Genomic DNA, 23,943 nt, shown 5'->3' on the forward strand with positions numbered 1-23,943 from the left:
CGGGCTTTCAGCCCGCGCGGCACTCATCAGCACCTTCGATCAGTTTCACTGCGCGATGATACGCGTCCGCACCTCGAGGCGGGGGACGGTGTGGGAGGCCCGAGGTCAGTTAAACCGAGCGCGGGCTTTCAGCCCGCGCGGCATCCATCAGCACATTTGATGAGCTTCGCCTGCGCGACGACTATCCCTCGCGCCTCAGACCGCGCGATCGTGCAACAAACGCACGACGCGGTCGAGAATGCGGTTGCCGACCTCGTACTTCGAGAGCAGTGGCAGCGATTCGATGTTGCCATTGGCATCGATCAGCGACACGCGGTTGGTATCGGTCGAAAAGCCCGCGTCCGTGGCAGTCACATCGTTCGCGGCGATCAGGTCGAGGCCCTTCTTCGCGATCTTGGCGTGCGCGTTTTCGAGGATGTCCTGCGTCTCTGCCGCGAAGCCGACCTTGATGAAGCCGCCGTGCAGCCCCGCGACGATGTCCTCGTTCGGCACGAGATCGACGGCGATGCCTTCCGCACTAGGCTTGATCTTCTGGTCCACCGGATTCGCGGGCCGGAAGTCAGCCGGGGCCGCCGCCATGATCAGCGCGTGACAGTCCGCCGTGACCTGCTGCATGGCCGACGCCATCTGCACGGTCGTCGTGACGTCGATGCGGCGGACGCCGTGCGGGGTCGCCAGCGCGACGGGTCCCGTGACAAGCGTCACATCGGCGCCACGGTCACGCGCCGCTTCGGCGATCGCGAAGCCCATTTTGCCCGACGATCGGTTGCCGACGAATCGCACCGGGTCGATCGGCTCATGCGTGCCGCCGGCGCTCACGACGATCCGCCGTCCGGCGAGGTCGCCGCGCTTGCCCAACGTCTGCCGCAGCGCTCCCAGCAGCGTCTCGGTATCGACGAGACGCCCTGGGCCCATGCGGCCGCTCGCGAGGCGGCCTTCCTCCGGCCCGGCGAACACGACGCCGCGCTTGTGCAGCGTCTCGACGTTTGCCTGCGTCGCCGCGTGCTGCCACATCTGCCCATCCATCGCCGGCGCGACGATCACCGGCGCCGTCGTCGCGAGCACGGTCAGCGCGAGCATGTCGTCGGCGAGGCCGTGCGCGATCCGCGCGATCGTCGTTGCGCTCGCCGGCGCGATCACGACTGCATCCGCCGCGCGCGCCAGTTCGACGTGCTGTTCTGCCGCCGACGACTGCACGTCGAACATGTCGGTGAACACCTCGCGCAACGTCAGGCTTCGGAACGTCAGCGGCGACACGAACTTCTGCGCGGCGTCCGTGAGGATCACGTCGACCAGCGCGCCGGCCTGCGTCAGCCTGCTGGCGACCTCCGCCGCCTTGTATGACGCGATGCTGCCGCACACGCCGAGCACGATGCGCCGTCCTCGCAGCATCAATGGCCTCCGATCGCGTGCCGGTCGTGGATGATGCGCAGCCCCGTCAGGGTCAGGTTCTCGTCGACCGCATCGAACACTTGCGTCTCCTGCGCCAGCCGGTGCGCCCAGCCGCCCGTGGCGATCACGCGCGCCGTGCCGGCCAGCTCCTTCTTGAATCGCGCCACCATCCCCTCGATCAGCCCGACGTAGCCGAAGAGCGTGCCGGACTGGATGGCGCCCACCGTATTCTTCCCTATGGCAGTCTTCGGCCGCTCCAGCTCCACGCGGTAGAGTTTGGCCGCGCGCTCGAAGAGCGCTTCCGACGCAATCCCAATCCCCGGCGCGATGGCGCCGCCCAGGTAGTCGCCCTCCGCCGAGACGGCATCGAAGACGGTCGCCGTGCCGAAGTCGACGATGATCAGCGGCGGCGGGCCGTACAGCTCGAGCGCCGCAACGACGTCGACGATGCGGTCGGCTCCGACCTCGCGCGGATTGTCGTAGACGATGCGTACGCCGGTCTTCGTGCCGGTCCCGACGATGATCGGCTCGGTCTTGAAGTAGCGGCGGCACAACTGCTCGAAGACCGGCGCCAGGTCCGGCACGACGCTCGCCATGATCGCCTCGGTGATGGACGCACGGTCCAGGCCTTCGTTGCGAAGCAGCCCCAGCATGATCACGGCGTACTCGTCCGGCAGCCGCTCGACGTCCGTCGCAATGCGCCACGTCGCGCACAACTGCGATCCGTCGAACACGCCGATCGTGACGTTCGTGTTGCCGATGTCGAGCGCGAGCAGCATATGACTCCTGTAGTTCGCGCCTGAGTATATCGGGGGTCGGGAAGCGGGAGGCCGGATGTCGGAGGTCGGAGAATGAGTCGCAGGCAAACGACATCGCGGTCGCCGGAACTGCCCTCGGCTCAGTCTGACCTCCGACTTCCGACCTCCATCCCCCGTCTTGAGCCTTGTCCCGGCGGGGCTAGACTGTACGTACTTCTAAGCTTCCCCGCACAGGATTGACAACGAAGGAGTCGTTTATGTCTCGATCGACCGTCCCCTCACTGGCCTCCCGATTGCTGCGCCGCATCGACCGCCTGGCGCCGCCGGCGACCGCCCACGCGCACTGTGATATTCCGTGCGGCATCTACGACCCGCACTTCATGCAGGTCGCCGCGCTCAGCGTGCTCCGCATGAACCAGCTCATCGACGGCCTCGACGTCGCCGACGCAAAGGCAAACGCGCACGCGATCTCCCGCTTCACGACGGTGAAGGAAGAGCACGCGGAGATCGTCAAGCGCGAGGTGCGCATTATCTACGGCGACTACTTCAAGCCGGAGCACGTCGAGAAGCACAAGAACATTCCCGAACTCACGTGGAGCATCCTCAAGAAGGCCGGCGCCGCGCGGCAGAACATCGACCTGAAGGCGGCCGAGGAGCTACTGGGCCTCTGCCAGCAGTTCGCCGAGATCTTCTGGGACACCAAGGGCGTGCCGACGAAGAAGCAGCCTTCAAACCAGGCCGCAGGCGGCGAATTCGTCGTCCCGGCCAACTAGCGGACAGACTCCGGCCAGCCGAAGGATCACGTATGAGCATCCTTCGGCTGTTGTCGGGCCTTCTGGGCCGCATCTCGCCCGTCTCGCGATACATCGTCGACGGCCCGAGCATGGAACCGGCGTATCGCGCCGGCAACCGGCTGATCGTGAACCGGCTGGCGTACCTGCGCCGTCCGCCGGCCATCGGCGATGTCGTCGTGCTGCGCGATCCGCAGGATGACGCGCGCCTGCTGATCAAGCGCGTCGCGCCCGCGCCCGACGGCGCCCGGCCGCGGCAGTCCCGCATCTGGGTGCTCGGCGACAATGCGCCCGAAAGCCGCGATTCGCGAACGTTCGGCTTCATCGACCGCCGGCGGATCGTGGGCAAGGCCTGGCTGCGTTACTAGGAGCCCCGCTTTCAGCTTTCAACCTCCCAGCTTCCAACCTCCAACGAACCAGCGCCCAACCCCCAACGACCAGCGACCAGCCACTAGCCACCAGCGACCAGCCTCCTGTTACATTTTCGCCGTCATGACAGATGTACCTCCTGAAGGGAACCGATCTGCCGATGAGCCTGCGGCGATGACGATGGGGGCACAGGCAATCCCCACCACGCGCGTATTTCCGGGCGATGAGGAACTTGCGTTCGCGCTGGCAGAGCTAGATCCGCGCGCCTGGCGGCAGATGTTCGATGAGCAGTATCAGCGCGTCTACAACTACGCGCTCCTGCGCACCGGCAACCTCGCCGATGCCGATGATATCGCCGCGAGCGTGTTCATCGAGGCGGTGAAGGGGATACAGGGTTTCAACTATCGAGGGACGCCCGTGGCGGCATGGCTGTTCCGCATCGCACACAACGAGACCGTCGATCTGCTGAAGCGGCGCCGCCGCATGCAGACCGAGTCGATCGACGTGGCCGAGGCGTCCCGGCAACTGGCGGCGAAGGACGCATTCGTCGTCGCCGATGAGTGGCGCGAGGTGCGCGAAGGCATCGGCGCGCTGAAAGCGGAACATCGCGACGTGCTGATGTTGCGGCTGGTCGAAGGCAGGAGCGTCGCGGAAGTCGCCGCGATGCTGGGTAAGAGCGAGGGTGCCGTGAAGGTGACGCAGATGCGTGCCTTGCAGGCCCTGCGCGGAAAGCTCGGCAGGTAATGGACGAAACGCAAGACGACCAGACGATCGAGGGCGCCGTGGATCGCGCGGTCGAGCGCCTGCTCAACGGCGAGCCGCTCGACGCGATCCTCGCATCGCACCCCGAGCAGGCTGCAACGCTCGCTCCGCTGCTGCAGTCCGCGGACCTGCTGTTGAGCGCGCCCGCGTTCGACGCAGCCCCCGCACAACGCACGCAGGCGATGCGGCGCATGCTCGACCAGGTCGAAGCTTCGGCGGTCGGGACCGGGGGTGGCGGAGGCATCATGTCGATCTTCAACTCGTTCCGCGGGCGTCCGCTCGCGTTCCAGGGCATTGCGGTCGCCGCGGCGCTTGTGCTGTTCGGCGCGCTCGGACTCGGCGCATCGGCGGCGACGGGGAACGCGCCGGAACCCGTGCGCGAGTTCCTGGGCATCGCCTCGGACTCGACGATCCGCGTCGAGCTCGAAGGCACGATCGTGACGGTCGAACCATCCACGAGCACGCTGACGATCAGCGCGAACGGCGACATCCGCACGGTGATCGTGACGGGCAGCACCGAGCTGTCGCGTGGCGGCGACCCGATTGCCCTCAGTGACTTCGTCGCCGGTCAGCGGGTCGAAGTGAAGGGCTCGCTGCAGCCCGACAACAGCATCGTCGCGACGCGCGTGCACCTCGAAGACGGCGATGATGATGAGCGCTTCCCGACCGTCGCCCCTTCGATGCCCGGCGCCGACGCGCCCACGGCCGCCCCGACCGACGATCGCGACGACGATGATGACGACGACGACAATAGCGGCCCCGGCAACGCAGATGACGACGACGGCGACCACTTCGACGATGACAACTCAGGCCCGGGCAACGGTGACGACGACGACGACGACGGCGACAACGACGACCGGGACGACGGCGATGATCGCGACCGTGACGATGGCAACGGCGGCGACGACGACAATGACGATGACTAACGCCTGACCCAGCTTCGAAAGGACGCGGCGGGCCGTTTCCCGCCGCGTCTCATTTTTCGTCGCAACGTCTATGACCCGTGCGCAGACACGCGTCACAACATGTGTGGCGCGCGCGTAACTTCACCGCAACCGTTTGGTCACGCGCGAGACCGTCGCTGCGTGCCACCATCACGGCAACACCCGCACGCCGTGAAAGGAAGTGTGGTGATGCGTTAGCCGGACCGTCGTCAACGCAACCGGACCGAAGTAGGAGACGTGACATGAACCATCTGAAGAACAAGTGGTGGCTGGCCGCCACCGCAGCGCTCGCGATCGCATCGTTCGTGGGCGCACGCGCCGTGATGGCGCAGGAAGAGACGTCGACGCCGCCGTCGACCGTCACCGCCGCGCAGGAGACGCCGGCCGCCGACGAGACCCCGCCGTCCGACGCAACGCCGGACGCCGACGCTCCGCCGGCCGATCGGGAAGACGGCACATCCGAAAAGCGCGCAGGCGGCTGTGGCAAGTTCGTCGACCCCGCAGCGCTGGCCGGCTTCCTCGGCGTCACCGCGGAGGAACTTCGCACCGAACTGCAGGCTGACGGTGCGACGCTCGCGACCGTCGCCGAAGCGCACGGCCAGAGCCGCGACGCCCTGATCGCCTTCATGACGCAGGAAGCGTCGGCGGCGCTCGACGCGAAGGTCGCCGACGGCACGCTCACGCAGGCGGAAGCCGACGAGCGCCTGGCGGCGCTCACCGCCAACATCGGCGACATCGTCGATGGCAGCGGTCCGTTCCGCGGCTTCCACAGCGGTGGGCTGCCCGGAGGCATGCGCATGCGGCAGGGGCAACCGCCCTTGAGCTGAGCGAATCGCGGCCGGATGCCGGAGGTCGCGATCTCCGGCATCCAGCCCGCCTGATAAAATGCGGCATCCCCATGGCAGGACGTGCGCGGAGGCATTGATGCCCGGACCCGAATCGGAGTTCACGCCGGAAGAACGCGAGATCCTGCAACGTCACTTCACCAACGTCGACGAGCCGGTCTTCGCCCTGGTCAACCTGCCCGAAGTCGTGAAGGGCGCGTTGTTCGCGCGCTACTCTCGTTCGCCCAAGTCGCTGCGACGGCTGTTTCTCGACGAGTTCTACAAGGACGACGACAGCCAACAGCAAACAGCAAACAGCAAAGAGACGGATGCGACGCTCGGCGTCGGCCGCGCGGAGGAACTGTACGAACGCGTGCTCGTCGAATACGGCGAGGATTCCGTCGCGCAGTTGGCGGGCGCGCACATCGCGTTCGAGCACGTGTCGAACGTGCTGACGAAGGTCATCGAGTGGGGCCGCCTCATGGCGTACCTGGAGCAGTCGACGCGTTACATCCCCTACAACAACGAGCAGGCCGATGGCCGCTGGCGCTATCACGTACCGGCGGAGATCGTCGACCGGGCGCTGCGCGCGAGCTTCATCGCGACGATGGATCTGTGCTTCGAGACGTACGCCGCGTGGTTCCCGCGCGTCGAGGAGCGCCTGCGCGAGCAGTTCCCGCGCGCGGAGTCGGACTCGAAGGCCGCCTATCGCCAGAGCATCCGCGCGAAAGCATGCGATATTCTCCGCGGCCTGCTGCCCGCCGCCACGACGGCGAACGTCGGCGTGTTCGGCACCGCGCAAGCGTTCGAAGCGTTGCTGCTGCGCCTGCAGGAGCACCCGCTCGCGGAAGCGCGCGAAGCCGGCGCGCAGGCGCTCGTTGAACTGCGCAAGGTGATCCCGGTCTTCATGCGTCGCATCGACCGCGAGGACCGTGGCGTCGCGTGGTCACGCTACATGCACGATACGGCGGCGAACACGCACGCGGAGGTCGCACGCATCGCGTTGCCCCGGCATGCCGAGGCACCGTCGTACGTGCGGCTCACCGAATACGACCCTGATGGCGAAACGAAGGTCGTCGCGTCAGCGATCTACCCGCACACGGACGTCAGCGACGAAGAAGCGCTGACCCTCGCGCGGCGCCTGTTGCCCGACGAGCGCGCGCGACTGCTCCGCACGCACATCGGCGAGCGCACGAACCGCCGTCACAAGCCCGGACGCGCGTTCGAGCGCACCTCCTACCGCTTCGACGTCGTCGTCGACTATGGCGCCTTCCGCGACCTGCAACGCCACCGGCTGATGACGCTCGACTGGCAGCCGCTCTCGCCGTACCTCGGCTACGACGTCCCCGAAGAAGCGATCGCCTGGGGCATCGAAGACGACTGGCGGCGCGTGATGAGCGCGTGCGCTGCGTTGTACGGCGAGATGCGCGACGCCGGGCTCGAGCACGCCTGCCAGTACGCCGTGCCGATGGCGTATCGCATCCGCTTCTACATGGACATGAACGCGCGCCAGGCGATGCACCTCATCGAGCTGCGCACGTCGCAGCAGGGACACAAGTCGTATCGATGGGTCGGCCAGGAGATGCTGCGCGAGATCCGCGAGACCGCCGGCCACCACGCCATCGCCGACGCGATGATCTTCGCCGAGCTTGAAGCATCAGGCGGCCTCGAACGCCTCGCGGCCGAACAGGCGAAGGAGCGCCGGCTCGCCGCGCTGGGATAATTGCGGCGTCTCTGAGCGAAGCGAAGAATCCCGTCTTCGACTCGGTACTTGAGCGCGGGCTTTCAGCCCGCGCGGCATAACAGCGCAGGCGTCAGAATCAGATCTCACTTCTACGAACGAGAACGCGGGCTGAAAGCCCGCGCTCCTTAAAACCCAAATCCTCTGCGTCTCTGTGCCTCTGCGGTGAACAAGATCGTCACCTCATAACTGGAGCGTCGCAATCTGTACTTGAACCCAAGCCTCTGCGCCTCTGCGGTGAACCAACCTACTGCTCGTTGAGCGGCCGCTCGCTCGTCAGATACGCCCGCATCAGCCGCGACGCGTCGTCTGAGCGCATCGTCTCGCTGAAGGAGCGCTGCTCGAGCCGCAGGCCTTCCTCGAGCGGCATCTGCACGCCGTCGATCACGCACTTCTTGATCAGCGCTACGCTCAGGCGCGGCCGCGACGCCAGTTCGTTCGCGAGCGCCATGGCTTCCGGCAGCACACGGTCCTTGTCGACCGCACGGTGTACCAGTCCGATGCTCGCCGCCGTGTCCGCATCGACCGTGTTGCCGAGCAGCATTAGCTCGAGCGCTTTCGCCGTGCCGAGCAGGCGCGCCATCCGCTGCGTGCCGCCGGCCCCCGGCAGGATGCCCACGCGCACCTCCGGCAGGCCGATCTGGTAACCACGCGCCATGATGCGGAAGTCGCACGCCAGCGTGAACTCGCAGCCGCCGCCCATCGCCGTGCCGTTGATCGCGGCGATCACCGGCTGCGGCAGCGTCTGCAGCTGGAGCAGGAGCTTGTTGAGCGGGTGCAGGTCGACGTGCCGCGACGGTTCCCGCGGCGCCAGCACCTGCTCGCGCGTCGTATCGGACGCGCGTGACAGCTCACCGACGTCGTAGTGCGTGATGAAGATGCCATCGACGCCACCGGTGAAGACGATCGCGCGGACCTCGGCGTCACGCTCGACCGCATCGATGGTCTGCGCCATCTCCAGCACCATCGGGCCGTTCATGAAGTTGCGCGGCGGATTCGTCAACGTGACGACGAGGACGGGGCCCTCGCGGCGGGTCTGCACGTACTCCATGTCCGGCATCTGTACCTCCCTTGTGCTGGCTCGCATCCTACGCGCAAAGAACGCGGGCTGAAAGCCCGCGCTCAATTAAGAACAACTCCGCGCCTCTGTGCCTCTGTGGTTTCGTCGACTGTTTGATTGAATGCTCGCGGTTAAAAAGAAGCCCTCTGCGTCTCTGCGCCTCAGCGGTGTCGTCCCCCTACGGTTGTTCGATCACCGACCGCAGCGCGTTCACGATGTGCTCCTCGCGCTTGTACACGGTCGCCGCTTCCAGCGCCTTCGCGTAGAGCTTGAGCTGCGACTGCCGCAGCTCGCCGAGCTTCGCCTTGCCTTCGGCGACCGTCTCGCCCAGCGCCAGGATCATCGCTTCCCGTAGCGGCTTGTCGCGGCGCAGGTCCGCCGCCATCATCACTTCGCCGCGGTCGAGCCAGTTCTTCACGTGCGACCGGTGCGACGTGCTGTGGTTCAGGTACACCTTCAGGTGCTCTGTGCCGTACGCAAGGTGGCGGCGCAAGTCACTCGCCAGCAGGTCGAAGAGCTGACGGTCCGCCTGGGAGCGCGCGAGCTTCTCGCCCCACTCGCACAGCCCCAGCAGGAACGACGTGCGGATGATGTTCACATAGATCACGAACTCGGTGAACTTGAACGCCGCGTACACCGCGCGGTTGAAGAAGCCCGGCGTCTGAACGCCAAGCCCGCCGTTGTTCGAGAGCGCGCGCTTGCGGCACGCCTCGACGTGGCGCGCGTGGTCGAACGTTTGCGTCGCCAGGTAGAGCTTCACCTCGTGGTAGCCGTACGAAATGTCTTTGAGACGCCCCATCAGCACCTGGTTCGAGTTGTACGCCTGCTCGGAGATGTTCGAGTAGATCTGGTCAAGCGACGCCTCGATGTGTTCCGCCAGCGGTTCGATCGTCGACCAGGAGATCTGCGTCGCCGGCTTCCACTGCTCCTTGATCGCCGTCTCATAGAGATCGGCGCAGTTGTCGGCCCAGACTTCGAACTTGTCGTAGATGGTGTAGGGCGCGGGCAAGCCCATGTCGTCGGCCGGCCAGGAACCGCGCGGCGTGTCGTTGAGGTATGGCCAGTGATCCGGCACCCATCCGTAGGAATTCGCGTCGGCCATTCGCAGCGTGAAGCCGTCTTCGCCGATCACGGGTTTCGGCGGGCGCTCGGTCGGCACCTTCGCCCAGCTCATGTCGAGCGGCGGGATCTGGAACGGCAGTTGCTGCGCGGGCGCGGTCTGCTGCGGCTGCTCCGCCTGTTCGTCTGTCTTGGTCTCGGCGTCTGCCATGTCTCGGTGCTCGCTTTCGTGCGGGACAACGCATCGGCCGCGCTCGCGGGCCGATGCCAACAATCGTGTGCGCGTCGCCATCCTAGTTCTTCGGCGGGTCGAGCAGCATCTGCATCATCGGCGCCATGCGCTGGCGCCGATCACCGAGACCGACGACGTCCAGCCGGTGCATGTATTCATTGACCTGCCGCTTCCGGATCGCCAGCAACTTGCGGTAGCCCTCGTTCAGGTGCGTCTCCGACGTGCCGCCGCCCAGCAAGATGGCCAGCGCTTCCGATGTCGCGCCGCCGCCGGTGAGCCCGGCCTGCGCGGAACCGGCGCCAAGCTGGCCTTCCATGCGGTCCAGGTATGTGTGGATCTCTTCACGCCGCTCCGGCTGCACGTCCATCACGTACTTCATGTGCATGACGCCGAACGCGACGTGCCGGCTCTCGTCCTGCGCGGCGAGGCGGAACATGCGTTTGTCCACTTCGCTTTGGGCGAACAACTCGCCCATCCGGAACATCGACTGTACGAAACCTTCACCGACGAGGTGCAGCGTTGCCGCCATCTCCGTGAAGTCCTGCGCCGTCAGCAGCCCGATCGCCCCCGGTCCGGCCGAAAGCAACCCGATGCCATTCGCCAGCGCGCGCTTGCGGAACACGTCCAGGTGGCGCGCTTCGTCCATGATCTGCGATGCGAGGAACAGCCCGACTTCGAAGTACTCCGCGCTGACGTTTGGCGCGTACTGGCCCGGCACGTCGCCGGCGATGAATTCCACCTGCGTCAGGAACGTGCAGAGCTGCGACATCGCCATCTCGATGTCGTCGTCCAGTTCCGGCATCTGGTCCCACGGAATATCCGTCGCCGACGACCACTGGCGCTGCACCGCTTCTTCGTAGAGCAGCATCGCTGACTCAGACCACGACGCGGCTTTCGATGGCCACATCTTCTGCGTGCTCTGTGCATCTGCACGCGGGGCGGCGCCGCGCATGCGGCCGGTCTGATTCGCGGTCGTCGCCGGGATGTCGCCGTACGATTCGGTGGCGATGTCTTCGAGCGTCAGGCCGCGCTTGCCGGGCGCGATGCGCAGCCCGTGCTGGGCGGCCGGCTTCTCGAGCCACGACAGGTCGAGGTCTTCGCCCGCCGTCTCTTTCCTCAGTTCCGCGATGAGTTCTGGCCGCATGCCACGTCCTCCTGTCACGCCACCCTGATCATCGGCGGCTGAGCTTCGTTCCTTAGCACGCGCTAAGCATACGATCTCCGGGCCCGATCGATCCATAAGGCGAGGGGATAATGGGAGAGTCTTTTGGCCTGTGACAACCCTCACGAGGTGCTGTCCGGCGGGCGTTGCAGTCCCGACGCGAAGGCCAAAGACAAGAGCCGGTGACTGCAGAGCGTGGCCTGCGGTCACTCAGAGCGTTGTACACCGTCATTCAGAGCGAAGCGAAGAATCTCCTGGCACACGGGCCGCCGTCCTCGCACCACTTGTAACGCGGTTGCTATCCGCGTCGCCGGAACGGGATCCTTCGCATTCGCTCAGGATGACGGCACGGTGCGAGTCATTCAGAGCGAAGCGAAGAATCTCCTGGCGCACAGGCCGCCGTCCTTGCACCACCTCTACCGCGGATACGTTGAGCGCCGCCGCGCGGGGATCCTTCGCATTCGCTCAGGATGACGGCACGGTGGCGAGTCATTCAGAGCAAAGCGAAGAATCTCCTGGCACAACAGGCCGCCCTCCTTGCACCACTTGTAACGCGGTTGCTATCCGCGTTGCCGGAACGGGATCCTTCGCATTCGCTCAGGATGATGACGTGCTCAGCCGCGGCTAGACCGGCAGCCCCAGGAACTCCCCGATGCCTTCCGCCGCGTCCTCGCGGAGACGTGTCTTGCGGCCTTCTTCCACCGCCACCGGCACGCCGTCGCGAAAGACGATCGCGTTCGTGTGCAGCGCGGGCACGCGCGGCGCCGGGGTGATGATGCCGGCGAGATTCAGCGGGTCCGACGCGTTCAGCCGCAGCACCTCGCCCGTGCGCTCGGAGCGCCGCACCTTGCGCAGCGCGTCGACGGACTCCGGCATGGCGTACTGCTCGCCGATGAAGCCCGACACGAAACGCCCGCCACGCACGACGCCGCGCGCCTCCTGGCGTCGCAGCGCCCGGACGACGTCACGCCACGGCACGGACAATGTTTCACGTGCAACAAGGTCACGGAACACGACGCCGTATCGCGCGAGCAATTGCATCGCGGCCGCTTCCGCTACGTCTTCGTTCGCTGACGCTTCGCTGAAGCGCTGCACGATCGACCATCGCCCCTGCGGCGCCGACACGCGTGACGGCCGCGCTGCGCCGCCGTAGCGCGCATGACGACGCGCGCTGCGACCGCGGCTGCCCTGCGGCGTCATGATCTGCCGCAGCGCCGAGAAGCCGTCGGCGGTGACGAGCCCACGGCCGACGAGGTCCCACAGCCCTTCCTCGAGTTGTACCGGCAACTGGCGGCTCGCCGACGCGAGGTCATCGAAGAAGAGCGCTCCGTGCTGCCTCAGCGCGTCCCAGGTCGCGCCCGCTGCGCCGGTGGATGGCGCATCGGGCTGCTGTGCGCCGCGCACGACGTCGAGCAGGCGCGGCACGTCGCGGCGCAGCGCCAGCGTAATCGGCGTCGCGCGCGACGGGCCGGACGAGCGCGACGCCCCGTTGCCATTCTTGCGCAGCGAGAGGCGCGACCATACGACTTCCCCTGCAAGGCACAGGTCATCGAGCCAGCGCGGGTCGTAGTTCGCGACACGCAGCGGCAACACGTCGCGCTCCCACGCCGACGCCGCGATCTCGAAGCCCTGGAGTTGCGCGATCACGTCGAGGAGTCCGCGCTTGCCTTCAAGACGGCGGTCACCTCCGACGTGCTGACGCGCGAGGAGATAACGCATGAAGTCCTGCGCGCTGACAGGCTCGATCTCGCTGCGCAGGCGGTCCAGCGTGTAGCGGTGGATGCGCGCGAGCAGCCTCCGGTCGCAGAACTCCTCGTCGTCGGCGCCCGGGGTGAAGTGTCCGCGCAGCACGACGCCTTCGCCTTCGAGACGCGCGAGCGCGGACGTCATCTCCGGCGCGCCGAGCGCGAGCATCGGAGCAAGCTGCGCAGGCGTCACCGGGCCCAGGTACTCCATGTGGCCGCGCGCTGCCGTCAGCACGGCGTCCTCACGCTCCGGCACGACGCCGTCCAGGTGCGATGGCAAGCGCACGGCCGGTGTGATGTCCGCGCCCGGGTACAGCGCCTGCACGGAACGCAGATGCTCGGCGGCGAACCACAGTTCGCCCGCGCCGGTGCGCACTGCGGCGGCGCGACCGGAGGTCGCCAGTGCTTCGAACCAGTCGCGGTGGGATGCCGTCGCGGGTACGGCGAGGTCGTTCGCTTCGCTCAGCGTGACCGATGGCATGACGACGAGGCCGAGCAGCAGGTCGTGTAGTTCGTCCGGGTCGCGCGGCTCAGGGCGTGCTTCGTCGCGCACGCGGTCGATCGCTTCAACATCGAGCACGCCGAGGTCGCGAGCGTGCTCGGGCAGCGTGCGCCGCAGCGAGACCGCGCGCGTGCGCCGTTCTTCGAGCGGTGCGTCGTCGAGGTATGCGTACGGCTTGGCGTTCAGGATCTCGTGCGCGAACGGCGAAGGCTCCGTCGTATCGCGGGCGTGCAGCTTGATCTCGCCCGCCTCCATGCGCTGCAACACTGCGGTCAGCCCGTCGATGTCCATCGCCTCGTAGAGGCAGTCGCGCACGGTCTGGCGCATCAGCGGGTGGTCGGGGATCTCGAGCGGCCCGCTGACGTTCTCCTGGCAGCCGGTGAGCAACGGAAACACGGCCGTCATCAGGTCGTCGGAGCGCATGCGCTGGATGGGTGGCGGCACGCGCTTGCCACCGTTCGCGCGCAGCACGGCGAGCGCCCGCGTCGCGTTCCAGCGCCAGCGCGATCCGAACATCGGCGCGACGAGGATCGCCTGCTCGAGGGCCTCGCGGACGTTGCCCGACTTCACGAAGTGAAAGGCATCTTCGAGCGGAAAGCTGTGCTGCGGCCCGAGCGACAGCACCACCGCATCGTCCGTCGCGGCCGCCTGCAGTTCGAAGTCGAAGTTCACGCAGAAGCGCTTGCGCAGCGCAAGACCGAAGCCGCGGTTGATGCGACCGCCAAACGGCGCGTGGACGACGAGTTGCATGCCGCCCGCGTCATCGAAGAAGCGCTCGAAGACGACGTCGGTCTGCGTCGGCAGCACGCCGAGCGCGCCCTTCTCCGCGGCGATGTACTCGACGACCTGCGTCGCGCCGGCGCGGTCGAGGTCGCACTCCTTTGCGAGCCAGCCGGCGACATCGTGGTCGCCTTCGAGCTGCCCTGCGACGTCTTCTCGCAGGCGGCTGACCTCTTCGGACAGCTCCCGGGTGCGGGACGGCGCTTCGCCGAGCCAGAACGGCACGGACGGCGGCCGTCCCTGCGCATCCGCGACGCGCACTACGCCACGCGCCGACTCGATGCGCCGGATCTGCCACGAGTGCGATCCAAGCAGGAAGATGTCGCCCGCCATGCTCTCGACCGCCCAATCTTCATCGACCGTGCCGACGAACGTCTCGTCGGGGTCGAGCACGACCTTGTAGTCGGCCAGTTCGGGGATCGCACCGCCGCACGTCAGCGCCGTAATCCGCGCCGCACGCCGGCCCTTGAGCGTGCCGCCGATCTGGTCGCGATGCAGCAAGGCTCGGCCACGCCCCAGCGACTGCGCGGGCCCTTCGCTCAGCATGTCGACGACCTCGTCGAAGTCCGGGCGAGGCAACGTTTCGTACGGCTTCGCGGTGCGCACGAGCGCGTACAGGTCGTCTTCTCGCCACTCGCGGCTCGCGCACTCCGCGACGATCTGCTGCGCGAGGATGTCGAGTGGCGCTTCCGGCGGCCAGACGCGGTCGAGACGGCCCGCGCGCACGCCGCGGATCAGCGCCGCGCACTCGACCAACTCGTCGCGCGAGGTCGCGAAGAGACGCCCGCGCGACGTCAGGCCGAGCGCGTGACCGCTGCGGCCGATGCGCTGCAGGAACGTCGTGATGGCGCGGGGGGATCCGATCTGGCACACCAGGTCGACGGTGCCGACATCGATGCCGAGTTCGAGCGAAGCGGTCGCGACGATGGCGCGCATCTCGCCGGCCTTGAGCCGCTGCTCGATGCGCAGCCGCCGATCCTTCGACAGGCTGCCGTGGTGGGCTGCGACGTGCTCCTCGCCCAGGCGCTCCGCCAGGTTGTGCGCGACGCGCTCTGCCAACCGGCGCGTGTTGACGAAGACGAGCGTCGTACGGTGCTCGGAGATCATGGCGGCGAGCTTGTCGTAGATCTCACCCCACTGCTCGGCTGAGGCGACGGCCTGCATATCGCTGGCGGGCACTTCGACCAGCAGATCGAGTTGTCGCTGGTGGCCGACGTTGACGATCGTGCATGCGGGCGAGCCGTCGGCGTCGTCGCGGTCGCTGCCGATCAGGAAGCGCGCTGCTTCGTCGATCGGGTGGATCGTCGCCGACAAACCGATGCGCAGCGGCCGCTGCTCGGAGAGAGCGTCGAGACGCGCGAGCGACAGCGCGAGGTGGCTGCCACGCTTGTCGCGCATCAGTGCGTGCAGCTCATCGACAATCACGGTGCGGACGTTGTGCAGCAGCGCGCGGCTGCGCTCGGCGGTGAGCATGAGATACAGCGACTCTGGCGTGGTGATCAGGATGTGCGGCGCTTGGCGGAGGATCGCCGCGCGCTGTGCCTGCGTCGTGTCGCCGGTGCGCAACGCCGTGCGGATCTCGGGCGCGTCGTAGCCCATGTCACGCGCGGCTTCGCGGATCTCGGTGAGCGGCGCCTCCAGGTTGCGCTGGATGTCGCTGCTCAGCGCCTTCAGGGGCGAGATGTAGACGACGTCAATGACGCCGTCTTCGAGCGTGCCATCGAGGCTGCGCTTGAAGAGGCTGTCGATGCTCGACAGGAACGCCGCGAGCGTCTTGCCGGAGCCCGTCGGGGCGGCGACGAGCGTGTCGCGGCCGCGCGCGATCGCCTCCCAGCCGCGGAGCTGAGCATCGGTCGCGGCATCGAAGCGCCGGTGGAACCACGCCCGGACGGCGGGATGGAAATGCGCTGGCAGGTTCAAATCAGGCCTTCTTCGCGGGAACGGACGAACTCCAGTGTATCGCGGCGTCTGGCCGGCTGACCACAGCTTCGCGGGCAAGTTGTGGTCAACGGTGTGTCAGGAGAGTGGCGGCAAGTTGTGACAGTTTTTCGCGAGGAGCACGCTGCGTCGAAGCTGATGCCGTTTAGCCGCGCGGGCTTTCAGCCCGCGCTCGATTAGGAGAGGATGTGCGCTCTCTTCGGTCGGCATCGCGGGCTGAAAGCTCGCGCCACTGGACCGCCCGCCTCGATGGGAGCGCTAGAGATCCTCTCCCAGCGCACGCAGCGCCTCGGGGTCGATCAGCGTTACGCGGCCGGAGGCCATGGTGATGACGTTTGATTGCTTGATGCGCGCGAGGTGCTTGTTCACGCTCTCGCGCGTGACGCCGATGGCGCGCGCAAGCTCCGTCTGGTTGACGCGTATCGACGCGTCCGGCAGCGGCGCGCCATCGTGCGACGCGGCGGCGAACATCTGCCACAGGCGCCGTGCGACGCGCGCCTCGACGCTGAGCAGCGCGATACCGGCGACCTGGTCCGTCGCCTCGCGCAGCCGGCTCGCGAACACTTCCAGCATGGCGCGCGACGCCGCGGGGTGATCGCGCAGCCACGCGTCGAAGCGATCCTTTGCGACGTAGAGGGCGGTGACATCATCGATCGCGCGGACGCTGGCGCTGCGCGGCATGCCATCGAGCAATGACATCTCGCCCAGCACGTCGCCCTCGCCGCGGGTGCCGAGGACGACGTCACCGCTGCTGCCCTCGACGAACACGCGAACGCGCCCGCTGACGATCGCGAACACGCTGTCGCCGGGTTCGCCGCGGAGGAACATGATCTCGCCGGCAGCGAACGAACGCCGCACGGCGGCTCGTGCCAGCGACCGCAGATCGTCGGCGTCTATGCGGCCGAGCAGCGGCGAGTTGGCGAAGGCGGCGCCGTTCATGCACGGCATTCTAGGTTGATGCGTGCCGGGGCAGGAAGCAGTAGGTCAGCGTGCGGCTCGAAGGAAGGTCATTCGCGTACCATGCGCTCATGGCTGATCGGCCCAGAGTCTTCGTCACTCGCAGGCTGCCCGGCGATGCCGTCGAGCGGCTGGGGCGCGAGGTCGACGTCGACCTGTGGCCGGGGGATGTGCCGCCGGGCAACCTCACGCTGCGGGAGCGCGCGCACGAGGCCGGCGGCATCGTCTGCCTGCTGACGGACCGCATCGACGCGCAACTCATCGCCGCGGCGCCGAACCTGCGCGTGATCAGCAACGTCGCCGTTGGCTACGACAACATCGACGTGGCCGCGGCGACGAAACGCGGCATCGCGGTGGGCAACACGCCCGGCGTGCTGACGGAGACGACGGCGGACCTGGCGTTTGCGCTCATGCTCGCCGTCGCGCGGCGGATCGTCGAGGCGGAGCGCTTCGTGCGCGATGCGCGCTGGCGCACGTGGGATCCGAACCTGCTGCTGGGGCACGACGTACACGGCGCGACATTGGGGATCGTCGGCTTCGGAAAGATCGGGCGTGCAGCGGCGCGGCGGGCGCAGGGCTTCGGCATGCGCGTCCTGTACGCAACGCGTTCACAGCCGGAGGAAGACGTGGCTGGCGCTGAGCGCGTCGAGATGGAGCGGTTGCTGCGCGAGTCGGACTTCGTGAGCCTGCACGTGCCGCTGACCGACGAGACGCGCCACATGATCGGCGGGCAACAACTGCGGTCGATGAAGCCGGCGGCGATCCTCATCAACACCGCACGCGGGCCGATCGTCGATCAGCAGGCGCTCGCCCGCGCGCTCACCGAGGGGTGGATCGGCGGCGCCGGGCTCGACGTGGCGGAGGTGGAGCCGATACCGCCGGGCGACGCGCTGATGCGCGCCCCGAACACCGTGCTGCTGCCTCACATCGCCAGCGCGAGCCATGCGACGCGCGGGCGCATGGCGGATATGGCGATCGACAACGTGCTCGCGGGTGTGCGCGGTGAGCGATTGCCGAACTGCGTAAATCCCGAGGTGTACGGGTGAGGGTGTGATGGAGGCGGGAAGCGAGAGGCGGGAAGCGGGATGGAAAGTGCGGGGACAACGCAGCTACACGCCGCCGCTTTGCATCGCCTGATTGAGGATCGCCATGAGCTTGTCGCGTTCGTCTTCGATGCCGTCGTGCAGGCGTTCGGCTGCGACGGGGATGCGCCATTGCGCCAGCAGTGCGTCATCGAGCGGGCGCAGGCGCTTGTACGACGCGAGGTAGCGCGAGCGGATCAGGCGGCGCGCCAGCTTTTCGAGGCGGCGGACGATCGTCGGCGCGCCGGGCGGCACGCTGGCGATGTCGAACACGAGCAGCGTGCGCGCGACGTCGGCGTGGGGGTCGCCGCGCATGGCGGAGGGCCAATCGATCACGCGCGCGCCATCGGAGGTGACGAGCACGTTGCCGGGATGATAGTCGCCGTGGCAGACGCGGTCACCCGCCGGCAACGCTTCGAGCTTGCTCAGTACGAAGTCCGCGAGTTGCGCGTATTGCGTGGCGTGCGCGGCGGCCGCCTCGATGCGGGCGCGGAAACGATCTTTGAGCGCCGGCAGTCCGGCCGGCGCAACGACGTCGTGGAGCGCGGCGTGCGCTTCGCCGAGGATACGGCCGGCGGCGAATGCGAACCACGGCTTCTTGCCGAGCAGCGTCAGCATGTCGGGCCCGTCGACGCGCTCGATGATGAGGCCGGGGCGATCGTCCTCGCGCGTGATGCCGCGCGCTTCCGGCGCGGGGCCGCCGGCGGCGCGGACGGCGTTCATCGCGGCGGCTTCACGCTCGATGCTGGCGGCCGCGCGGTCGTCGCGAAAGAGTTTGAGCACGGAATCGCCGTCGCACTCGAAGATCTCGGCTTCGCGCCCTTCGGCGATCCTACGTCGCTGCTGCGCCACCATGCGCCGATCATCCGCGATCGTCGCGGCGGGGCGCCAGCGCGCGATGATGCGAAATTCGCAGCGACGCTGCTGACACGCGCTGGCAGGGACCGCCTTTACGTGGCTGGCGACGGGTCATAGGGTGCAGATCTCATGGGAAGCAAACCCCGATGACCGATCACAGGTCCGCGCCGGGTCCACTGAACGTGAAGTAGCGGTTGAAGCGCGCAAGCGCATCCGTGTACAAGAGCGCCCCGGCGAAAATGAGCACGACGCCGCTCGCAACCGAGATGAAGGGCATCACCGGGCGCATCCGGCGCGCGAGGCCGGTCGCGCGGTCGAGCGCGAGGCCGGCAACGAGAAACGGGACCGCGAGACCAGCCGAGTACGCGAGGAGCAGCCCGGTCGCCTGCAGCGCCGTGTCAGACGTTGCAGCGAGCGTTAGGATGCCGCCGAGCGTCGGGCCCAGGCAGGGCGTCCAGCCAACCGCCATGGCGGAGCCGACGCCGGCCGAGCGTGCATAGCCGACGCTTCCGATCGGAGAGCGTTCATCGAGTGGTGCGAACGTCCGGCTCAGCCAAGGGATGCGGATGATCTCGGCCACCTGCAGCCCCATGACGATCATGAAGATGCCGCCGACCTTCCGCAGCAGGTCCTCCTGATCGCGGATCGCGTAGCCGACGAACCCTACCGAGGCGCCGAGCACGACGAAAATCAGCGTGAACCCGAGGACGAACGCACTCGCGTGCAGCATGACCGCGCTGCGCCGCCTGGACGCATCCGCCGTGGCCGCCGCGACGCCTGACAGGTTTGCCACGTACGCGGGTACGAGCGGCAGCACGCAGGGAGAAGCACAGGAGAGCAGCCCTGCTGTGAACGCCAGGAGCGGGGTAAAGAGCGTGACTTCCATCAGGGCACCGCGGCGATTCCGGCGGCCCGCGTCTTCCCGATCTTGTCGTCGATGATCTCACGCTTGAGCAGGCCGAAGTGCTGTTCGCGCAGCACGCCTTGCTGGTCGATGAAGTAGGTGCTTGGGAGCCCGAGCAGCCGGTACGCGTCGGCCGCCTCCGCTTTCGGATCGATGAGGATCGGGAAGTCGGCGCCGTAGTCGTCGGCGAACGCGCGCACCTGATCGCGGTTCTCCTGCATGTTGATGCCGACGACGACCACGTCGCCCGTCCCGCCGGCGTAGGTCTTGACCAGCTCGGGGAACTCCTTGCGGCACGGCGGACACCAGGTGGCCCAGAAGTTCAGCACTACCACCTTGCCGCGGAAGTCGCTGAGGTGGACGACCTTGCCGCCGGTGTCGAGCAGCGTGAACTCGGGCGCCGGCTTGCCCAGGCCGGGGCCGCTTCCCCGATCGGCGCCCAGCGGCTCTCCGCTGGTGGAGTAGAAATCGCTGTCCGACACGGACGTGGTCGAACCATTGCTGCTCAAACCCGGCAGGCGGCCGTTGTCGAGCAGCCAGATGAGGAGCACGATGAGCGCCACCGCGTTGAGCGGCAAGATGAACGACCTCCACAGTCTTCGCCAGCGGGGCGTATGCTCGGCCGTGTCTTGCTCAACCATGCCCATTTCTCATCACACGATTCCGCGTCTCACGACGGGCCGAATCCGCGCTCATTCATTGCTCCAACAGCTTTCGCACGTGGAGCTCGAGCAGTTCCCGCAGCGGCCGGCCATCCCACGTCGGGATGGAGGGGTCCTCGAGCAGCGGCACGGAGACGTGACGCACGAGGTTGCCCTGCTGGTCGATTACGTACACGCCCGGGGAGTGCTGGAAGTCGTCTTCTCCCGGCTCAGACGGGGGCTGCACGTTGATGTTGTAGGCCGTCCAGACCGGCTCCAGCCATTCGGGGGGTCCGGTGAGGAAGCGCCATCCTGGGATCTCGTCGAGGTGCTGCTCGCGGGTGAAGAGCGCGACGTCCTCCGGCCGGTTGAAGTTGCGGTTCACGTTGATCGCGACGAACGCTACGCGCTCGTCAACTCGCGAGCCCAATACGTTCGCCGTGAGTCGAAGCTCCTGTGCAGTGAGCGGGCAGGTGTCGTCACAGCGGCTGTCCATGAATGCGAGCACGACAACCTTTCCTCGAAGGTCCGTGAGCGCGACTGACTGGCCATCCTGGTCGATCAAGCTGAAGTCCGGCGCCGGTCTTTCGAGGGCGGCCCCTTCGTAACGCGCGTCTGGCGGCTGCGCGTCGCTGGTCTCATCGCCCAGGAGGCGCGCTCCGACGATCACGCCACCTACGATGACGGGGAGCAGCGCGACGGCGTTCAGGGGCAGGATGATCGCCCTCCATAGCCTCCGCCACCTCTCAAAGCGTCCTGCCGTCACCGCCTCGGCCATGCGCGTTCCGTCATCCCCAGGTATCGCCCCCGTCCGCAGAACGGTACAGCCGTCCGCCGCCGTCGATCGCCATCACGTCATCAGGGTTGTCGGGACTCACGCCCACGACGACGATCTGGGCGTCGTCGAGCGCGGTTGGGCTCCAACTGCGGCCGCCGTCGGGGCTGACGAAGAGACCATTGCTCGTGCCCGCGTACACGCGGCGGCTGGCGGGCTCCCCCTTGATCGAGTAGATCAGGCCGGTGTCGATGCCGCCTCGCGACTCCTGCCAGGTCGCGCCGCCGTCTTCAGACCGGAAGATGCCCTTGTCGCTGGCGCCGACCAAGAGCGTCCCGTCGCTCATCTCGACGATCGAGTTGGTGCCTTGCGGCGCATCCGGCCACAGAGGCGACCACTCCGACGCTCCACCCTCACTCGCGAAGATGCCTCTGCCCAGCGCGAACGCGTAGAACCGCCCGCCCGTAACCGGCGAGGCGCCGAACGCGTGCAGGTCGAGGCCGGGGAGGTTGTGACTCACCGCCTGCCATGTGGCGCCGCCATCGTCACTGCGGGAGAAGACGTTGTGACCTGCGAGGTACAACGTCTGCGGTTGCTGCGGGTCGAAGACCAGGTTCATCCCGTCGAAGTTCTGCCGATCGACCAGCGCGTTCCATGTCTTTCCGCCGTCTTCGCTGGCCATGACGCCGCCGTGATGGCCAAACACGAGACGCTGCGAGTTCGAAGGGTCGAAGCTAAGCGAATGAAGGTCGGCCGTCTCGAACGTGTAGATCGAGGGGAAGCGGCTCGACGATGACGATGCGCCGTCGTCACCGCCCGACTGTAAGACGACGAAGATCCCGATCAATGCCACGAGGCCCGCGCCGAGCAGCCCCACCCAAACCTTGTTGCGGTTACGCCGTTGCGACCACCAGGGCTTAGTCTGCTGACGGGACTTGCCTGATTTCGCCGTTGTCGTCATCTATGCTCTCCTCCGGTCACGCTGCGCCCGCTGGGGGGATCTTCTGCGTGCTGGCTTCGGCGCGCTGCGCCGTCCGCGAGGATCCGCGTCATGGCGATCTCGTCGTCTAGCTCTGCCGCGCGACGCTGCAACGCTTCGAGTTCGTCGCCGCGTGATGAATGGCCCGCCGACATTCCCATGCACGACATCGGATTGGACGTGCCCTTCCGCAGCCCGAGGCGTTGCAGCAGCGCGGGCCCGAACATCATGGCGGGACAGATGAGCGCTGCTCCCGCGACGACGGCCACAATGATCCATTCCATCGTCCGACCTCCTCGCTAGCTGTCCGCGACGATCACCACACCGTTCATATTCGGGTGGTGGAAGGTGCACTGGTAGCGGAACGTGCCCGGCGCGTCGAACGTGTACGAGAACGTATCACCCCGCGGCATCACGTCTTGGCTCAGGAAGACGCTGTCGATCTGGCGCACGTTGTGTACCGCCGCGTCATTGTTCACCCAGGTCACCGTCGTGCCCGCCTTGATCCTGATGCCTTGCGGCGCGAACTGGAGATTCGTGAGTTCCACGGTCACGGCGTTCCCCGCGACGCCGAGCGGATCCCGCTCGCCGTACGCGTCTTCGCTACCTCCAGACCCGCACGCCGCGAGAACGGTCGCGGCGACGAAGACAACAATGAGCGTCATTGACGCGGCTCTTCCGGACAACGTCTACCGCCCTCGTAGCCCGTTTCCGATCGCCGGGATGGCGCCGCCTGAACTCGCAGGTGCGCCTCCGCCTACACGAGCCGAGTTGAGCGCTGCGAGCACGTAGTCGACGTTCGTCGGTGCAGCGCCCTTCGCCTCGCTCAGCGAGGTCTGCTGCCCGGCGACGATCTTCCCGGACTTGTCGATGATGACGTACCCCATGAAGGGCATCCGCATGTGCTCGCTCCACATGCCGATGCTCTTCGTGAAGGTGTACGGCGGATACTCTTGCAGCACCGGGTACGAGTTGATGCCGCGTTTCTGGACGGTCTCCTGACCGACGTTGCCGACCTCATACCCGAGCGACGACATAGGCGTCCGCCGCCTCGAACTCCGGAACGCGCCGCTCAAGCTCCGCGACCAGTTCCGCGCACCCCAAGCAGAAGTCGCCCATGTAGGCGACGACCACGATGTCCCACTTCCCGAGATACTGACCGAGGTCGAACATCTCGCCCGTACGGCTGTCCTCGAGCTGCACCGCCTCGACGGTCTGCCCCACGGGAACGTCGCCTTCCGACATCACGCCCACGCCTGGCTCCGCGCCCAGACGAATACCGCGATGATGCCGACGAGGCCGGCGTCGGCGAGGCTCAACCACAACGCGTTCCTGTTCCGGCGACGCGCCCACCAGGATTTCGCTTTGGCGCCGCGCGACTTTCTCGCGGCAGAGTTCATCGCGCCGCCTCGTCCGCGTTCGAGCGCGCGGACTCAGACTCCTCTGTCGCCGCGATCTGGGCATCGAGCAACTGCCGCTGCGCCTGGAGCAACGCCATCCGTTTCTCGGGATCCGCCGGCATCGGATCGGGCATGTCGGTCACGGCGTCGTGTTTGTCGCCACGCCCCATGCCCATCATCCCCCGCCCCATAAGCAGCATCATCAGTCCCATGCCGATCGGACACGCGAGCACGACCAGAATCAGGGGTAGGTTTTCCATGTGTGTGCTCCTTCTGGAACGGTGTCCG

25 protein-coding genes are annotated in these 23,943 nt (G+C 67.1%); 7 read left to right on the forward strand and 18 right to left on the reverse strand.

Going from position 1 to position 23,943, the window contains the following annotated elements; genetic code table 11:
- Nucleotides 1-195: 195 nt before the first annotated feature.
- Entirely contained in the window at nucleotides 196-1,392 is a 1,197-nt protein-coding gene (gene coaBC, locus WEB52_15565) for a bifunctional phosphopantothenoylcysteine decarboxylase/phosphopantothenate--cysteine ligase CoaBC (protein MEX2227851.1), read from the reverse strand.
- Nucleotides 1,392-2,171, reverse strand: a complete 780-nt coding sequence (locus WEB52_15570) for a type III pantothenate kinase (GenBank protein ID MEX2227852.1) — start codon at nucleotides 2,169-2,171, stop codon at nucleotides 1,392-1,394. The genes coaBC and WEB52_15570 overlap by 1 nt, the downstream gene beginning before the upstream one ends.
- Nucleotides 2,172-2,407: 236 nt before the next feature.
- Between WEB52_15570 and sodN the strand changes: the two genes are divergently transcribed.
- The 6 genes from sodN (at nucleotide 2,408) to WEB52_15600 (ending at nucleotide 7,563) form a co-directional block, all read left to right on the forward strand.
- A complete protein-coding gene (sodN, locus tag WEB52_15575) occupies nucleotides 2,408-2,923 on the forward strand; it encodes a superoxide dismutase, Ni (GenBank protein MEX2227853.1) in 516 nt (171 codons plus the stop codon).
- A gap of 32 nt (nucleotides 2,924-2,955) precedes the next feature.
- Nucleotides 2,956-3,309, forward strand: a complete 354-nt coding sequence (locus tag WEB52_15580; GenBank protein ID MEX2227854.1) for a S26 family signal peptidase — start codon at nucleotides 2,956-2,958, stop codon at nucleotides 3,307-3,309.
- Nucleotides 3,310-3,433: 124 nt separating this feature from the next.
- Nucleotides 3,434-4,054, forward strand: a complete 621-nt coding sequence (locus WEB52_15585; GenBank protein ID MEX2227855.1) for a sigma-70 family RNA polymerase sigma factor — start codon at nucleotides 3,434-3,436, stop codon at nucleotides 4,052-4,054.
- Nucleotides 4,054-4,998 carry a DUF5666 domain-containing protein gene (locus WEB52_15590; protein ID MEX2227856.1) on the forward strand — a complete coding sequence of 315 codons (945 nt, stop codon included), beginning with the start codon at nucleotides 4,054-4,056 and terminating at the stop codon, nucleotides 4,996-4,998. Before WEB52_15585 ends, WEB52_15590 begins: the two co-directional genes overlap by 1 nt.
- Nucleotides 4,999-5,258: 260 nt before the next feature.
- Complete coding sequence (locus tag WEB52_15595; protein ID MEX2227857.1) at nucleotides 5,259-5,843, forward strand: hypothetical protein; 585 nt, start codon at nucleotides 5,259-5,261, stop codon at nucleotides 5,841-5,843.
- Nucleotides 5,844-5,940: 97 nt separating this feature from the next.
- Nucleotides 5,941-7,563, forward strand: coding sequence for an FAD-dependent thymidylate synthase (locus WEB52_15600; protein ID MEX2227858.1), 1,623 nt, complete (start codon nucleotides 5,941-5,943; stop codon nucleotides 7,561-7,563).
- A gap of 265 nt (nucleotides 7,564-7,828) precedes the next feature.
- Here the strand turns inward: WEB52_15600 and WEB52_15605 are convergent, their stop codons facing one another.
- The 5 genes from WEB52_15605 to WEB52_15625 form a co-directional block, all read right to left on the reverse strand.
- Nucleotides 7,829-8,641 carry an enoyl-CoA hydratase/isomerase family protein gene (locus WEB52_15605; GenBank protein ID MEX2227859.1) on the reverse strand — a complete coding sequence of 271 codons (813 nt, stop codon included), beginning with the start codon at nucleotides 8,639-8,641 and terminating at the stop codon, nucleotides 7,829-7,831.
- Between the two features lie 178 nt (nucleotides 8,642-8,819).
- Entirely contained in the window at nucleotides 8,820-9,911 is a 1,092-nt protein-coding gene (locus WEB52_15610; GenBank protein ID MEX2227860.1) for a hypothetical protein, read from the reverse strand.
- 82 nt (nucleotides 9,912-9,993) lie between these two features.
- Entirely contained in the window at nucleotides 9,994-11,076 is a 1,083-nt protein-coding gene (locus WEB52_15615) for a hypothetical protein (GenBank protein MEX2227861.1), read from the reverse strand.
- A 642-nt stretch (nucleotides 11,077-11,718) separates the two neighbouring features.
- A complete protein-coding gene (locus WEB52_15620; GenBank protein MEX2227862.1) occupies nucleotides 11,719-16,041 on the reverse strand; it encodes a DEAD/DEAH box helicase in 4,323 nt (1,440 codons plus the stop codon).
- A gap of 276 nt (nucleotides 16,042-16,317) precedes the next feature.
- A complete protein-coding gene (locus WEB52_15625; GenBank protein MEX2227863.1) occupies nucleotides 16,318-16,998 on the reverse strand; it encodes a Crp/Fnr family transcriptional regulator in 681 nt (226 codons plus the stop codon).
- An 89-nt stretch (nucleotides 16,999-17,087) separates the two neighbouring features.
- On the opposite strand from WEB52_15625, the gene WEB52_15630 reads away from it, so the two are divergent.
- The gene (locus tag WEB52_15630; GenBank protein MEX2227864.1) at nucleotides 17,088-18,062 is read left to right on the forward strand and encodes a D-glycerate dehydrogenase; all 975 of its coding nucleotides are present in this window, start codon (nucleotides 17,088-17,090) and stop codon (nucleotides 18,060-18,062) included.
- Between the two features lie 63 nt (nucleotides 18,063-18,125).
- On the opposite strand, the gene WEB52_15635 is transcribed toward WEB52_15630, so the two are convergent.
- The 11 genes from WEB52_15635 to WEB52_15685 all read right to left on the reverse strand — a co-directional run bounded on the left by WEB52_15635 (nucleotide 18,126) and on the right by WEB52_15685 (nucleotide 23,915).
- The gene (locus WEB52_15635; protein MEX2227865.1) at nucleotides 18,126-18,953 is read right to left on the reverse strand and encodes an aminoglycoside phosphotransferase family protein; all 828 of its coding nucleotides are present in this window, start codon (nucleotides 18,951-18,953) and stop codon (nucleotides 18,126-18,128) included.
- 157 nt (nucleotides 18,954-19,110) lie between these two features.
- Nucleotides 19,111-19,842 (reverse strand): cytochrome c biogenesis protein CcdA, encoded by a 732-nt coding sequence (locus WEB52_15640; protein ID MEX2227866.1) that lies wholly within the window; start codon nucleotides 19,840-19,842, stop codon nucleotides 19,111-19,113.
- The gene (locus WEB52_15645; protein MEX2227867.1) at nucleotides 19,842-20,438 is read right to left on the reverse strand and encodes a redoxin domain-containing protein; all 597 of its coding nucleotides are present in this window, start codon (nucleotides 20,436-20,438) and stop codon (nucleotides 19,842-19,844) included. Before WEB52_15645 ends, WEB52_15640 begins: the two co-directional genes overlap by 1 nt.
- A gap of 118 nt (nucleotides 20,439-20,556) precedes the next feature.
- The gene (locus WEB52_15650) at nucleotides 20,557-21,279 is read right to left on the reverse strand and encodes an SCO family protein (GenBank protein MEX2227868.1); all 723 of its coding nucleotides are present in this window, start codon (nucleotides 21,277-21,279) and stop codon (nucleotides 20,557-20,559) included.
- Nucleotides 21,280-21,289: 10 nt separating this feature from the next.
- On the reverse strand, nucleotides 21,290-22,237 hold the full coding sequence (locus WEB52_15655) for a hypothetical protein (GenBank protein ID MEX2227869.1): 948 nt from the start codon (nucleotides 22,235-22,237) through the stop codon (nucleotides 21,290-21,292).
- A complete protein-coding gene (locus WEB52_15660) occupies nucleotides 22,234-22,539 on the reverse strand; it encodes a hypothetical protein (GenBank protein ID MEX2227870.1) in 306 nt (101 codons plus the stop codon). Before WEB52_15660 ends, WEB52_15655 begins: the two co-directional genes overlap by 4 nt.
- A 15-nt stretch (nucleotides 22,540-22,554) precedes the next feature.
- Nucleotides 22,555-22,920: a plastocyanin/azurin family copper-binding protein gene (locus WEB52_15665; protein ID MEX2227871.1), complete on the reverse strand. Its 366-nt coding sequence runs from the start codon at nucleotides 22,918-22,920 to the stop codon at nucleotides 22,555-22,557.
- Nucleotides 22,921-22,944: 24 nt separating this feature from the next.
- Nucleotides 22,945-23,292 carry a hypothetical protein gene (locus WEB52_15670; GenBank protein MEX2227872.1) on the reverse strand — a complete coding sequence of 116 codons (348 nt, stop codon included), beginning with the start codon at nucleotides 23,290-23,292 and terminating at the stop codon, nucleotides 22,945-22,947.
- Nucleotides 23,273-23,509, reverse strand: coding sequence for a redoxin domain-containing protein (locus tag WEB52_15675; protein MEX2227873.1), 237 nt, complete (start codon nucleotides 23,507-23,509; stop codon nucleotides 23,273-23,275). Before WEB52_15675 ends, WEB52_15670 begins: the two co-directional genes overlap by 20 nt.
- Nucleotides 23,500-23,655: a hypothetical protein gene (locus WEB52_15680; GenBank protein MEX2227874.1), complete on the reverse strand. Its 156-nt coding sequence runs from the start codon at nucleotides 23,653-23,655 to the stop codon at nucleotides 23,500-23,502. The genes WEB52_15675 and WEB52_15680 overlap by 10 nt, the downstream gene beginning before the upstream one ends.
- Entirely contained in the window at nucleotides 23,652-23,915 is a 264-nt protein-coding gene (locus WEB52_15685) for a hypothetical protein (GenBank protein ID MEX2227875.1), read from the reverse strand. Before WEB52_15685 ends, WEB52_15680 begins: the two co-directional genes overlap by 4 nt.
- Between the last annotated feature and the right edge of the window lie 28 nt (nucleotides 23,916-23,943).

The organism is Dehalococcoidia bacterium, assembly GCA_040902535.1.
Taxonomy (GTDB): domain Bacteria; phylum Chloroflexota; class Dehalococcoidia; order DSTF01; family JACRBR01; genus JBBDXD01.